Origin of the sequence: Paenibacillus sp. KS1 (assembly GCF_001680695.1) — a bacterium.
Classification (GTDB): domain Bacteria; phylum Bacillota; class Bacilli; order Paenibacillales; family Paenibacillaceae; genus Paenibacillus_B; species Paenibacillus_B suaedae.
In genome coordinates, this window is sequence record NZ_MAIS01000038.1 from 16,575 (window position 1) to 31,568 (window position 14,994).

The 14,994-nt window shown below is 39.3% G+C and carries 5 protein-coding genes and 1 pseudogene; 5 read left to right on the plus strand and 1 reads right to left on the minus strand.

Annotated elements, in window-relative coordinates; translation table 11 throughout:
* Positions 1 to 166: 166 nt before the first annotated feature.
* Entirely contained in the window at positions 167 to 2,494 is a 2,328-nt protein-coding gene (gene metE / locus BBG47_RS14410; protein WP_065292276.1) for a 5-methyltetrahydropteroyltriglutamate--homocysteine S-methyltransferase, read from the plus strand.
* Positions 2,495 to 2,902: 408 nt separating this feature from the next.
* Here metE and BBG47_RS14415 read toward each other — a convergent pair.
* A pseudogene (locus BBG47_RS14415) lies at positions 2,903 to 3,408 on the minus strand (transposase); the annotation flags it as partial.
* Positions 3,409 to 4,843: 1,435 nt separating this feature from the next.
* On the opposite strand from BBG47_RS14415, the gene BBG47_RS14420 reads away from it, so the two are divergent.
* Genes BBG47_RS14420 through BBG47_RS14435 form a run of 4 tightly spaced genes read left to right on the plus strand, consistent with a single transcriptional unit; the run spans position 4,844 to position 14,953 of the window.
* Positions 4,844 to 5,038: an MbtH family protein gene (locus BBG47_RS14420; protein ID WP_065292262.1), complete on the plus strand. Its 195-nt coding sequence runs from the start codon at positions 4,844 to 4,846 to the stop codon at positions 5,036 to 5,038.
* Between the two features lie 30 nt (positions 5,039 to 5,068).
* Positions 5,069 to 6,808: an ABC transporter ATP-binding protein gene (locus BBG47_RS14425; RefSeq protein WP_065292263.1), complete on the plus strand. Its 1,740-nt coding sequence runs from the start codon at positions 5,069 to 5,071 to the stop codon at positions 6,806 to 6,808.
* A complete protein-coding gene (locus BBG47_RS14430) occupies positions 6,805 to 8,550 on the plus strand; it encodes an ABC transporter ATP-binding protein (protein WP_065292264.1) in 1,746 nt (581 codons plus the stop codon). Before BBG47_RS14425 ends, BBG47_RS14430 begins: the two co-directional genes overlap by 4 nt.
* 46 nt (positions 8,551 to 8,596) lie before the next feature.
* The gene (locus BBG47_RS14435) at positions 8,597 to 14,953 is read left to right on the plus strand and encodes a non-ribosomal peptide synthetase (RefSeq protein WP_065292265.1); all 6,357 of its coding nucleotides are present in this window, start codon (positions 8,597 to 8,599) and stop codon (positions 14,951 to 14,953) included.
* The last annotated feature ends 41 nt before the right edge of the window (positions 14,954 to 14,994 follow it).

Below are 14,994 nucleotides of genomic sequence, written 5' to 3' on the forward strand. Positions count from 1 at the left end.
GTCTTTTTTGCATATTGGGATGCAATGAAAATTTCTGAAGTCTGAGTGATAAAGTCACATATGGTGGGGTAGAGCGTTCAACTGCAATCTTAATTCCGTGTTAAGCGATAGAAATTGTACAACTATATCCCGTACGGCAAATTGACTCATGGAGAGGGGCAGTATGATGACCGTTCATTCAATCAAGACAAGCACAGCAGGTTACCCTCGGATCGGATACGACCGGGAATGGAAGAAGGTATTGGAGCAATATTGGGCTGGGAACAGTTCTGTTCAGCAGCTGGAAGAAGAATTGGCGCGCATCAATGATGTTCGGCTGAAGACGATGCAGGACGCTGGCATTGACCTGATTCCAGTAAATGATTACTCCTGGTATGATCATGTGCTTGATATGACAGCCACATTCGGATTGATACCGTCACGGTTTGCATATGACGGTGGAGAAGTGAACGCAGATTTGCTGTTCGCCTTGGCTCGCGGTACACAGGATGCGGTAGCTTGCGAGATGACGAAGTGGTTTAATACGAACTATCACTACATTGTGCCGGAATGGGAAGGCAAGGCGCCGCAATTGACGGTCAATCGCCCGTTGCAAGCCTATCGCCAAGCGAAGCAGATTCATGGCATTGAAGGTAAGCCAGTCATCATCGGGCCATATACTTATGTCCGCTTTATTAAAGGGATTAAACCGGAAGAGCGCCTGAACGTTCTTCGCCAATTCGTAGGGGTATACGGACAGTTGCTTAGCGAGTTGGAGGGTGAAGGTGTGCAGGCTGTGCAATTGGATGAACCTGCATTCGTGCTGGAAATGCCAAGCGAGCATTGGGCTGCTGTGAAGGAAGTCTATGCCGAATTGCGCAAGGCAGCACCAAGCTTATCATTATGGGTTCAGACCTACTTCGATGCGGTGTCCGACTACGAAGCGTTCGTGTCGCTTCCGGTGGATACGCTCGGATTAGACTTTGTTCATGATAGAGGGAGAAATGAAGCAGCGCTTCGTCAATTCGGATTCCCTGCGCAGAAGCAGCTTGCTGTCGGCATTATTGATGGCCGCAATATTTGGCGTACGGACTTAGCGGCTGCTGCAGTATGGCTGGAGTCTGTGGAAGGGATTGTACCGAAGGAACGCTGGATTATTCAGCCATCATGCAGCCTGCTTCATGTACCACTCACGGCGGCGCGGGAAACTGAGCTGTCAGCACCAGTGCGCGAGGCATTGGCGTTCGCGGATGAGAAGCTGGAGGAGACTGCCCTACTTGCTCGTCACTTCGCAAGCCCGAGTGAAGAGACGCGTGCAGCATTAGCAGAGAGCGGTGCTCGTGTTCAAGCATGGCGGACAGAACCATTAAGACAGCGTCCACAAGTCGTTCAGGCGTTGGAAGAACTGCTTCGTGCAGAAAAGGAAAAAGGAATTGAACGTCTTCCATTCGAGGAACGCAAGGAGCTTCAACGCAAGCGCTGGCCATCGCTGCCGCTCCTGCCGACCACAACGATTGGCAGTATGCCGCAAACTGCGGATATCCGGCGCGCACGCCTTCGCTTCCGCAAGGGAGAATGGGATGCGAAGACGTATGAAACCTATTTGGAAGAAGAAATGACACGCTGGATTTGCATTCAGGAAGAGATCGGCATTGACGTGCTGGTACATGGTGAATTCGAACGCACGGACATGGTCGAATACTTTGGCGAGAAGCTGGACGGGTTCGCGTTCACGAAGTTCGGCTGGGTACAATCCTATGGCTCGCGCTGTGTAAAACCACCGGTTCTGTACGGAGATGTGGCGTTCACAGAGCCGATGACGGTGAAGGAAACGGCATTTGCGCAGTCCTTGACGTCTCAGCCGGTTAAGGGGATGCTTACGGGCCCGGTTACGATCTTGAACTGGTCGTTCGTACGTGACGACATTCCTCGTGAGCAGGCGGCATTCCAGCTGGCGTACGCGCTTCGTCAAGAGATTGCAGCACTGGAGACTGCAGGTATTGGCATGATCCAGGTCGATGAGCCTGCGGTGAAGGAAGGTATGCCGCTTAAGGCGGAGGACGCTGTCTATTATACGGATTGGGCAGTGCTTGCTTTCCGGCTTGCAACATGCGGAGCAGCGCCTGAGACGCAAGTACACACGCATATGTGCTATTGCGACTTCTCCGACATGGTCGATACGATCCGCAAGATGGATGCGGACGTGATCTCGCTCGAAACGGCACGCAGCGGCGGCGATATGATTGCTACGCTGGAGGAGCAGAGCTATGAGCTTGGCATTGGTCTGGGTGTATATGATATTCACAGTCCACGTGTGCCTGCTGTAGAAGAGATTGATCGGATCATCGAGCAGGCGCTTCGTGTGCTGCCGGTTGAGACGTTCTGGATTAACCCAGATTGTGGTCTGAAGACGCGCCGCGAGCCGGAGACGGTAGCTGCACTGCGCAACATGGTAGAAGCAACGAAGCTTGCTCGCGCCCGTCGTCAAGCTTCTGTGCTGCCTACGGAGGCATAATCTATGTTATAACAGTTTATAGTGAATCGATTTTGTACAAGTGAACTGCTAGGAGAGTCCAATCAATCATAGTTTGGTAGTAGCTGTGATAAATGAAAATCTACTTGGCATTTTGCTTGTGGTACATGTTGTTAAGGACACTGCCCCTCGTCGATTAATTATGGTGCTTGACCTTTGACAAGGCCCATGCAGTGTCCTATTTTCTAAATTAGCAACTTTATGAGTTGAAAAAGTTTTCGATCCTTAATAGGATGCTCTGAGGTCATCGAAATTGGACAGAGGCTTCGCCTCACCAGTGAGCTTCTGTTCCACGATCAATTAGTAAAGAGCTTATGCCGATTGTTATACAGGAAGGAGGGCTTTTGTGTAAACTCATGTTAAGCAATCCCCCAAAGGGGATTCGCGTTTCTAACGTAAGTAGTTACTGACTCGATCCGGATAGAAACTGAAAGCTGAAGCAGCATTTGACCCCAATTCTGAACACGGCCCGTCCATTTACGGGTAACATCCATCGTGGCTAGATAGAGCATTTTGAGTAGGGCTTCATCGGTAGGGAAAACACTTTCCTTTGGTCACTTTGAGAAGCTGCCGGTAGTAGCTTTCAATGTTGGTGGTGTAGATGAGTTTGCGGATCTCGGGTAAAGTAATGTTGAGAGTTCCTCCCAGTTATTCCGCCAGGAGCGGACAATGAGCGGATATTTGGCGCCCCAGACCTCTTCGAAGCGGTCCAGTTCAAGCAGCGCTCCTCCCTCGGTGGCTGCTTTGTGAATCGGCTTCAGGTCAGCGGTGACTTTCTTGAGATCCTTGAATGACACGTAGGGAGTGGAATTGCGGATGTGGTGAATCATACATTTCTGAATCTCGGTCTTCGGATAGCAGGCGGCAATCGCTTCAGAGAAGCCGCTTAGAGCATCTCCAGAATGGTTTCTGCGAACAACTCTTTTAAGCATTTTGCGCGTCTTGTGCCGTTACCAGCTTTTCTCCTTAATGAAGGCTCGCAGTTGCTCTTTTGTCCAAAGTCCCATGTGTCCCTCCTCTTTTTCTATTACTTACCATTTTAATAGATTTGGGAGGTTACACAATCTATTTTGCAGACTCTTATACAGGCCAAGCGACTGATATAGTTTTGAATCCATCAACGCATACAGATTTTTCTTTCTCGATTTTTGTGGATGTCCCCTTGCCTTTCCTCTAGACCTAATGCTGCCGCCCCTCCTTATTGGTCATTGCCCCTCAATGGTTTTTCAATATAATAACTTTTTTCAATCCTGCTCTCATCAATGTCTTTTATTCTATTGTGACATTTATCATATACCTATAACATATAGGAAAGGTGATTTGACATCTAAAGTTTTATGTATTACACTCATTGATAATTACTCAAGAATTAATTTGAGTTTTTTCAATATATTGGATGGGTAACCATTTGTCAAATAACGTTATAATTCCTTCCTTCCTTCCTTCTTGTAGAAGAATCTCATAAAAAAAGCATTAATGAAAGATCACTCTACCATTTTTTATATGAGATGGGGTATCAGTTTTAATAGCTGTCATATACATCTCGATAAGTCCTCCTTTATCTAAAGCGTCCCTTTTTTTCGAATCAACATATCTTGAAAAACTTCAAATTAAAGATAACGGTTAAAAGTCATCCACTTAATTTTTGAACCGCTTTTGCTGACTGAAGTTTTCCGTCATTCGTGTCATACGAATTACAGTTAAGATCGGACAACTAAATTTTATACGTTCAAGTAATATTATGCAAAAGACATGTTTTCTTCAGATCATCTAACCAAAATACCCCATTCTCCTTAGATTCAATGTCGAGGCCTGTATAAGCTTTCTAAAAACTAAACTACTTCTACTTAATATAACTATACTATTTCGTTCAATTCTCTGCTTACTTGGCTGTAATGACAGTTACATAAAGAATCGAAACAAAGTGTCTTTCATCCGATAAAAAACAAATAAAATTATCTTAATCATCAAAGAAAACTCATTAGCAATATACGGAGCTTTAATAATCATTTAAATGGTGTATTTTACAAATAAATAAAGAAGGGTGGCTAAAAGATTTAAGGGAGAAAGGTAAGCCTCTAAACGGTTTCAGAAGGTAGTGTTTTTAAATTCTGTATTCAAAAATGCTAGCTATTTGCCGCCGTGGCTTGAACTTCAAACAGACACTAGAAATGCTATGGCTGCAACAATTGAAAAGATAGATAAGGAGGTTGAATCAGAACAGATTTCTAAAGAGATCGACAGAATTAATTACTGTTACACAAAGGTCTAATTTTGGTTGAAAAAAAACGAAGTATTCGATTAATAAAATTCTTTTTGGGGGATCGGGAAATGTCGAAGGATTTGACTGCTATTTTTGAAGTTGTAATAAATCATGAAGAGCAATATTCGATTTGGCCAATTCACAAAGATGTGCCGCAAGGATGGACAAAAGTAGGATACTCAGGGGAAAGAGAAAAATGCTTAAACTATATCAAAGAAGTATGGGTCGACATGCGTCCAAAAAGTTTAAGAGACATGCTGTAAACTAAAGTGCATTTTAGGGGGAAATTTAGCATGTTGCGAACCCAAAATAATAGTTTCCTTACGAAATATATGAAGCATGAAATGGTTAGTTTAATTGTATTATGTATGATTATGCTAATTAGTACAATTGTTATGCTTTTAAATCCTCAGGTGTTAGCTTACTTCATAGACGCCGCAGTTAATCAACAACCTCTTCAAATGTTGTTTATACTAGCCCTAGGTTATATTGGGATTGCTATTCTGACACAGATCTTCAATATTATTTCAACATATATTAGTACAAATATCGCTTGGAAAGTTACAAACCAGGTTAGATTAGATGTTACAGAACATTGTCTTCGTTTGAATTTGGACTTTCATAACAAGAAGACAACAGGAGAATTTATTGAACGTATTGACGGTGATGTCTTAACGTTAGGTAATTTCTTTTCGAATTTTTGGGCAAAAATGATAAGTAATTTATTGTTGTTGATAGGAATTTTGATTTTGCTTTTCCGGGTTAATATTGAGGCAGGGATCATATTCGCGATTTTTAGTGCGATTTCTTTTTTTATTCTAAATAAAATTAGAGGGTTAGCTATAAAGTACTGGGGAGAAGCTAGACAAACGAGTGCGGAATTGTACGGTTTTTTGGAAGAACGGTTGAATGGAATTGAAGATGTTAAAGCTGTTGGAGCTGAAACTCATGTATTTAAGAGGATGTATCAGATTTTGATAAAACGCTTACAAACTGAAAGAACTGCATTTTTGTATGGCGGTGTAATTTGGGCATGTTCCATTGCTTTTTTTACATTGGGAAATGTCTTGGCGCTAGCTATTATCGCTTTCTTATTTATGAATGGGAAAATAACGATCGGTACTGCTTATTTGGTATTCGCTTATGTGAATATGCTCAGGGTTCCTATTGAACAAATCACCTCGCAAGTGCAAGACTTTCAGCGTGCGGGTGCGAGTATTCGTCGAACTCAAGAGTTGTTAGATGTACAAAGTCCGATTCATGATAATCAAGTTACAAAGGATTTAGGGGATTTAGTTAGTGTTCAGTTTGATAATGTAACATTTGGTTACCAAGAGGGCACTACTGTACTTGATAATGTGTCGTTCACTTTAGATGCGGGTAAAGCTATGACTATTTTAGGGAAAACAGGTAGCGGTAAATCAACTCTAACTAAATTACTAGTTAGATTGTATGACCCAGTAAAGGGCTCAATACGTCTAAACGGAGTGGACATTAGAGACATTGGTGTCGCATTTCTAAGATCAAAAGTGGCTATGATTTCGCAACATGTGCAATTAATGACTGGAACTTTGAGAGATAATATTACGATGTTTAATGATGAAATGAAAGATGAAGCTATCTTGAAAGCTTTCAAGGAGTTGGATTTGTGGAGTTGGTACGAGCAGCTTGAATTAGGTTTAGATACCGAGATCAAATCGGACGGATCAAACTTTTCCGCGGGAGAAGCGCAAATAATAGCTTTTTTACGCATTTACATGATGAGTCCGCAAGTCATTATTTTAGACGAGATTTCTTCTCATTTGGATACAATTACTGAGCAGTTATTACTTCGAGCTACAAAGAAACTATTTTTAGGTAGAACAGGAATTATTATTGCGCATCGTTTGAAAACAATAGAGTATACCGATGAAATCATGGTGCTAGAGCAAGGTGTAATTGTTGAGCGAGGTGAAAGAGATCAGTTAATTCAATCTTCTGACTCTTATTTAAAGAGGCTTGTAGCAGCTGAAAGTGGAGGAGGCTCAGTATGAACACGAAAGGCCTCATATGGAGTTTGATTAAATATACTCCAGGTTTGTATAGTTTGAACTTGATTTTGGCGGTATTTGGTTGGACATTATTTTTGGTTCCTGCCTATGTTAGCGGTGCATTCTTTGATGTATTAAACAGTGGGAGTCCAGAATATACAACGATTATTCAAATTATTATTATTTTGTTTACAGGTCAATTCGTACGTATTCTATTAATAACAGTCAATATTCCAGTAGATGTAACATTTAAAAATAAGGTTGGTGCGTTGCTGAGAACGAACATGTTAAAGCAAATTTTTGCGATGCCCGCAGCGCAGGCACTAAACAAATCTGCCGGAGAGGCCATTACTTCCTTTAGGGAAGATGTGGATGACACTGTTACTTTTCCGGGTTACAGTTCGTTGCTGGACGTGATTGGTGCAGCTGTTTTTTCTCTTGCGGCATTCGTTATTATGCTTAGAATAGATGTCATGATTACACTGATAGTGGTTATACCCTTAATTATTATTATGACAATATTGCATATTACTGGAAAACGAATCGTAAAATACCGCGTCAATTCAAGACATTCTACAGATGCTATCACTGGATTTATCGGGGATATGTTCAGCTCTGTACAAACAATTCAGTTAACCGGTTCTGAGAAACATGTTCTCGCTCGCTTTGCGAAGTTAAGCAAGGTTAGGCATAAATTCATGGTCAAGGAAGCCGTATATACGTCGTTTTTAAACTCTATATTTACTAACATTGTTGATATTGGTGCTGGTGTTATTCTCCTTTTGGCAGCTAATTCAATTCGAAATGGAAATTTCACTATTGGAGATTTTGCTGTATTTACTTACTACTTGACTTGGATATCACAGCTTATAAAACGCTTTGGATCCCTATCGGCCCAATATCGTCAAGTGAATGTATCTGTAGAACGGTTGCAAAGTCTAATCCAAGAAAAAATGGCTGATAAATTGGTTAGTCATAATGAAAGTATTATGGATGACCAATTACCAGAATATAAGTCGTCAGCTACGAACCGTGATAGATTGAAGAAGTTTACAGTGAACGATGTTACATTTACTTATCCTCAGTCGAATAAAGGCCTGAAAAATATCAGCTTTGAACTTGAAAGAGGATCCGTAACCGTGTTAACAGGCAAAGTAGGGTCAGGGAAATCTACATTATTAAAAACAGTAGTAGGTCATCTCCCTCTAACCTCTGGATCAATAAAGTGGAATGAATGTGAAATCACTAATAATGACAACAAGTTTGAATCAAGCTATTTCTCTTATGCTCCACAATTACCTGTTCTGTTTAGTGAAAGTCTAAAGGAAAATATATTACTTGGATGTCAGGCTACTAACGAACAATTGCATCGTGTAATAGATATCACTGAACTAAATGGAGATATTCAAAATTTCAAAGATGGAATAGATACAGTTGTAGGTCCAAGAGGAGCTAGTATTTCAGGTGGCCAGAAGAAAAGAACATCATTAGCCAGAATGTTATTGAGAGATATGGAGCTGCTAGTCATGGACGATCCGACAGCCGGTTTAGATTTAAATACAGAATTACGCGTCTGGAATAATATTGTGGAGATGCGCGGTACAAAGACTATACTTGTTTCCTCACATCGACCGTATGTCCTACAGCATGCCGATCATATTATCGTTCTTGAAAATGGAGAGATTATTGAACAGGGGAAATCCGAACAAGTATTAGAATGGATGAAAAATAATCAATATCTTTAATAACTCTATTTCGAAAAAACTGAGTTCACCTTGGGAGGAACAAATAGTGAACAAAAGCTTAGGTTGCTCTAGCGTAATTCAGAAATTTGAACTATGTTCAGAGGTTTATTCGGAAAAAGTTGCTGTTAAATGTAATGATGAAACACTAACATATACACAATTGAATGAAAGCTCCAATCAATTGGCTCATTACTTAATTGAATCAGATGTTGGACCTGGTTCAATGGTTGCAATATGCATGGATAGGTCGATTAATATGGTTGTAGCCATATTGGGGGTTCTAAAAGCAGGAGCTGCATATGTGCCACTTGATCCGCAATACCCTATGGAACGTGTGAAGTTCATTCTCGAAGAAACACAAGCCGAGTATGTGATATGTACAGCTTCTTTGCAGTATCACATACCAGAAGCATGGCAAACAAAAACAATTCTTTTAGATTCATTGGATACTAAAAAATCTAGAACAAATCCTAACATTACTAGGCTGGCTGAACATACTGCCTACATCATTTTCACCTCTGGAACGACAGGCCAGCCGAAGGGTGTTTGTATAACGAACGGAAATATGGTTCGACTGTTTACTCAAACAGAACAATTGTTCAATTTTGATCATATGGATGTTTGGACGTTATTTCATTCTTTTTCGTTTGATTTTTCAGTGTGGGAAATATTTGGCTGTCTTTTATATGGGGGAACGCTTATTATTGTACCATTTGAAGTCAGTCGTTCACCTGAAGAGTTTTGGTACCTTATTATTAGGGAACAAGTTACAATTTTGAATCAAACACCGTCTGCTTTTTGGCAAATGACGAATATCGTGAAAATCCAAGAAAGCTCCGCGCAGCTTAAATTAAGAAAAATCATCTTTGGTGGAGAAAAATTAAGTCTTCAACATTTGAAAGTATGGTTGCATCATTTCCAAGATAGTCAGCCCTCATTAATCAATATGTACGGTATTACAGAAACGACAGTACATGTAACTTATCACGAAATTGTACGATCTGTTGTATTAGAAAGTGGAGTAATTGGGATTGGAAAGCCTTTAGCTGATTTAAACATATATTTACTTGATGAGACACTTCAACTAGTTGGTGATGGACAAGTTGGAGAAATGTACATCTCAGGAAATGGGCTTGCCAAAGAGTATTTGAATAGACCAGAGTTAACTGCTGAACGGTTTATTCCTAATCCATTTGGTGCCGGCAGGCTATACAAGACTGGAGATTTGGCCTGTCTTATGCCAAACGGAGAGTATAAATATTTAGGTCGAAATGATGGTCAAGTTAAAATCAGAGGATTTAGAATTGAACTGGACGAAATAAATCAGGTGTTACTGAACCACCCAATGGTAAAAGATGTTGTTACAGTGTCTGAAAAAGATGCTCTGGATATCGATAAATTGGTTAGCTATATCGTTGCAAACCGGACTAATAAAGCACGCATATCATATTCAGAGCAGATCGACGAATGGAAGGATATATTTGAAGATGTGTATTCCCAAAAAACGGACAACAATGATGGTGAAGAACTTAATCTAGCCGGTTGGAGAAGCAGTATTGATAATAAATCGATTCCACAAAATGAAATGTTAGAATGGGTAAACAACACAGTTGAGCGAATTCAATCGTTAAAACCTATTAATGTTTTGGAAATAGGTTGTGGCACAGGATTGTTGTTAACAAAAATTTTACCGAAGGTAAGATCTTACATCGCTACAGATCTTTCAGAACTTGTTACCAAGCAACATAGCAGTGATCTAGTTAGCTATGTGGCATCAGGTCGGTTGCGCATTCTAAACCAGCAAGCTTCTGATTTCAGCAATATTGAATTTAATAGCGTTGATACCATTATTATCAATTCTGTCATTCAGTATTTCCCTGATGGTGAATACTTCATCGATGTAATTAAAAAATCAGTAGCAAGAGTTCAACCAGGTGGGGTTGTATTCATCGGAGATGTTAGAAGCAAACATTTAATGGAATTGTTCTATTTTGATTGTGAATGGAGTAATCAGGACTCCAATGTACAGCTTTCTAAATTGAATAGTAATATTCTAAAAAGAAGAATGAATGAAAAAGAATTGCTGGTTCATCCCAACTTCTTCTATGCACTTTCTAAAGAAATAGAAGGTATTACACACGTGGAGATTTTGCCAAAGCGAGGCAAACATCATAATGAGTTAACAAAGTATAGATATGATGTCATTTTGCATGTGGGTAAACCTATCACGAATGTTCTTCCGGAAATCAGTTATATAGACAAGGAAAAGGAGAGCCTGTCTACTTTTGATATTATACAGAAGTTGCAACTAGAGAATCCTGATGCTATTGCAATTACTAACATTAAAAATAATAGGTTAGCCGGAGTCATAAAGTACAAAGAAACGATCGATAACAATACGTTGATACCGAATATCAAAGATCATAGGTGGCCATCATTAGACCCATTATTAGATGCCGAGGGGGCATATGATCTAGATGAATGGGAACAAGTATTTGAAAGAATCGGTTATCGTTCGTATATTAGTTGGGGTAATGTTTATGCTAACGGCAACTACGATCTCATTCTCACCAAGATAGGTAATACACTTGATCCAAAGGATGTATTCCAGCATAAACTTTTAGAGTACCGAAATACGGAATCGTTGCATTCGTTTTATAACGAACCCTCTGTCCTAAAATATTCACAAGAAATGTCTAAACAATTAAGGCAGTTTCTTAACACCAAATTACCATCTCATATGATACCGTCATCTTTTGTTTCCATCACCCAAATCCCGATTACTGTAAATGGTAAGACGGATTTCTCTGCGCTATCAAAACTACAACGCGTACATCAATCTGAAAAAGTATTCGTTCCACCTACAAATCAATATGAAGAACTTATATGCGATCAATATGCTACATATTTGAATTATGCAAGAGTTGGAATTGAAGACGACTTTTTTTATCTGGGAGGAGACTCTCTGATAGCAGCAAGACTTCTTACGAATATAAGAAAAGTGCTGAATGTAGGGGTTCAACCAAGTGCTATTTTCAAATACTCAAAAATAGCAGATTTAGCTGCCTATATTAAACAGTTAAAAGAAAACTTAGTTCAAGATTCATATGAACATCCTAGGAATAGGGCCGTTCAAAAAGTTCAAAAGAATGCATCTTCAGGACAGAAACGTATGTTGTTTATTAATCAGCTTCTTCCTGATAGTCCGATTTACAATGTGCCAATTACCTTTTATATAAAAGGAGAACTCAATCTACATGCTCTGCAATCCAGTACCGATATCGTTATTCAGCGTCATAAAGCGTTAAGAACAGCATTTAGACGTGCTGATCAAGAATTGGTACCGTATGTAATGGAAGTAGATAGAAGTGTAATGGACGTTGTTGATTTGACAAGAATTAATTCCGACGTGTTGCAAACGGTCTTAAGCCGAAAAATAGAGTCTAAGTCCGCGATTCCGTTTGACTTAGAGAAAGATCTATTGCTTCGGAGTTACGTATTTAAGCTGGATCAAGAAGAACATATTATTTTACTGGTGACTCATCATATAGCTGTAGATACTTGGTCATTAAATATCATGCTAGAGGAAATATCCGCTCAATATTATGCTTTTATTCATGATCAAAAAATAGTATTGCCTGAATTGAAAAAGGAATATGCAGATTTTGCTCATTGGCAAAATAGCATGCTAACTGAACCTTTATTTCAGCATCAGTTGGCTTATTGGAAAAATAAATTAAATGGAATTGATAGACCGTCATCTGTACCTTTTAAATATAGAATCATGGATACGAGTAATAAAAAGGCTGGGCATTATTCTTTTGATATTCCACATGAAATATGGAATAAAATAATTGATTTCTGTCAAATAGAGAAAATTACAGTTTACATGTGCTTACTGGCAGTACTAAAAATTTTAATGTTTAAATATTCAGGCAGTCAAAATGTCGTTGTGGGTACACCTGTCGCAAACCGTAATTTAAAAGAATACGATAATGTAATCGGTTTCTTTGTCAATATGCTAGCTTTAAATACAGAAATAAGAGATGACATATCCATAAAGCAATTGATTGAACGGGTGAGAATGACGGTAATAGAAGGTTTTGATAATCAAGATATCCCATTTGAAATGGTCGTAAAAGAATTACAGCCTGAACGGATGAATGGAGAATCTCCATTTTTTAATGTCGTATTTCAAGTTGAGCAGAAGCTCAATTTCACTCTTTCAGACTTGGATATTCAGTTTGTTGAACATCATTTTGGTTTTGCTAAATATGACTTGTATATCGGTTTTGAAGAAATGGATGGAAGATTGCGCGGCAAAATGGAATATGATGCTGGGAAATTTGAGGATACGGTAATTGCCAGGATGTCTTCTCATTTTTTGCAAGTGCTTAACAAGGTTCTCGAAAATGTATTAGTACCGATACAACAAGTAACTTATATTAGCGATGTAGAAAAAGAAATGTTGCTTTATACATGGAATCGATCGCATGTGCAGCAGAAAGAGCCCATTGAGATGGCTTATTCCTCTAATAGATATAAATGTTTTGAAGATGAAGAACTTGTACATCGTCTGTTTGAAAGACAAGTTGACCTTAACTATGATGCGATTGCGATAAGATCAACGGACAAGTCTTTAACATATGGTGAAGTAAATGAACAAGCTAACCAACTGGCTCGGTATTTAATAAGCCAAGGTGTTGGACCAGAGTCTTTAGTGGGTCTACATCTTGCAAAATCAATGCGCTCGATCGTTTTGATGTTGGCTATTTTGAAAGCAGGCGGAGCATTCTTGCCAATTGATCCTGATTATCCTTCTGAGCGAATTAAGTTCATGATAGAAGACTCAGGAGCTTTCCTTGTCATATCCGAGAGTGAGGCCGAAATAAAAAGTCAACATCCGAATGTGAAAATTGTAAATTTATCAAAAATACCGGAAAGCGTAATTCCATGTGACAGAAATAATTTGGATGTAGGCATTAGCAAGCGCAACTTGGCATATGTCATATATACTTCAGGATCCACGGGCCAGCCTAAAGGTGTTTATATTGAACATGGTTCTGTAATTAATTTGATCAGCAGCCATATAAAAATATTCAATATTACGCCTGAAGACAAGATATTGCAATTCTCTTCCTTAAGCTTCGATGCTTCTGTGACGGATATATTCCCTTGTTTGGCTGCTGGAGCAACATTGTGTGTTGGAACAAGTGAAGAGTTATTGCCTGGAGAAAATTTGGTCACTTTTATACAAAACAATCAGATCACAAGGGTTACTTTACCTCCATCCGTTCTCTCGGTTTTGCCTGAGGAGGCGATGAATATCAAAAGTGTGACCTCTGCAGGGGAACCTTGCAGTCTCAAATTAGCAAACAAATGGAGCCAATGCACTCGTTTTTATAATGCATATGGTCCAACTGAAGGCACCGTGTGTACGACAGTTTTGGAATTTAATCATTTAAGCAATCGGGTAACTTTGGGAAAAACGATAGACAATGTTCAAGCGTACATTTTGGATCGTAATTTAGATCCTGTACCAATCGGAATCGTTGGCGAATTGTTTATTGGTGGCAAGGGTCTTGCCAGAGGATATGCAAATCGTCCTGGCCTGACCGCTGAAAAGTTCATACCACATCCATATTCAAACACGCTTGGGGCAAGACTATACCGAACGGGTGATCTTGCAACTTACGATGAAAATGGAGATATTGTGTATGTGGGGCGGGTAGATAACCAACTTAAAATAAGAGGGTATCGAATTGAAACAGAAGAAATTGAACTAACGATTAAACAGCTCGCTTACATTCAAGAAGCTGCAATTATACCGAACATCAAAAACAATCTGCAAGATTATATAACAGCGTACATTGTTTCAGATTCAGAAACAGTAACGGTTGATTTAATAAAAACACATCTAATGGAGAAGCTTCCATTTTATATGATTCCGAGTAAGTTTGTATTTATAGATCAAATTCCTTTAAATATTAGCGGCAAAATTGATAAAAAGAAATTACTAGAGATGGAATCATCACAAGAAGAAACAAATATTGAACCCAAGCTAAATAAGAGTACGGATAAGGAAATAATACGCAATATCTGGCAAGAAGTGTTGGGGACGCAAGTAACCAACTATGATGTGAGCTTTTTCGAAATAGGTGGTCACTCTTTGCTTTTAACTGATCTGCACAATAGGTTGACTTCACATTTTGGTGATTGTATGTCGATGATGGACTTGTTCAGGTACCCTACAATTCATACGTTAATAGCCTTTATTAATAGCCGTAACAAAGGGGAAAGTAATAATAAAATACCGACAACTCCGGATTCAGAAAAACATAGTAGAAACGAGAGATTGCTAAATTTAAGAAATAGAAGAAACAACTTTAGGGCAGATAAATAAGCTTAAAATATCAGAGAGGAGTAGATTCTGATTTCTAATCA

What these genes read in the sequence shown, in the direction of transcription:
- metE (WP_065292276.1), top strand. Translation starts at nt 167, where the DNA reads ATGACCGTTCATTCAATCAAGACAAGCACAGCAGGTTACCCTCGGATC.
- BBG47_RS14420 (WP_065292262.1), top strand. Translation starts at nt 4,844, where the DNA reads ATGTCGAAGGATTTGACTGCTATTTTTGAAGTTGTAATAAATCATGAA.
- BBG47_RS14425 (WP_065292263.1), top strand. Translation starts at nt 5,069, where the DNA reads ATGTTGCGAACCCAAAATAATAGTTTCCTTACGAAATATATGAAGCAT.
- BBG47_RS14430 (WP_065292264.1), top strand. Translation starts at nt 6,805, where the DNA reads ATGAACACGAAAGGCCTCATATGGAGTTTGATTAAATATACTCCAGGT.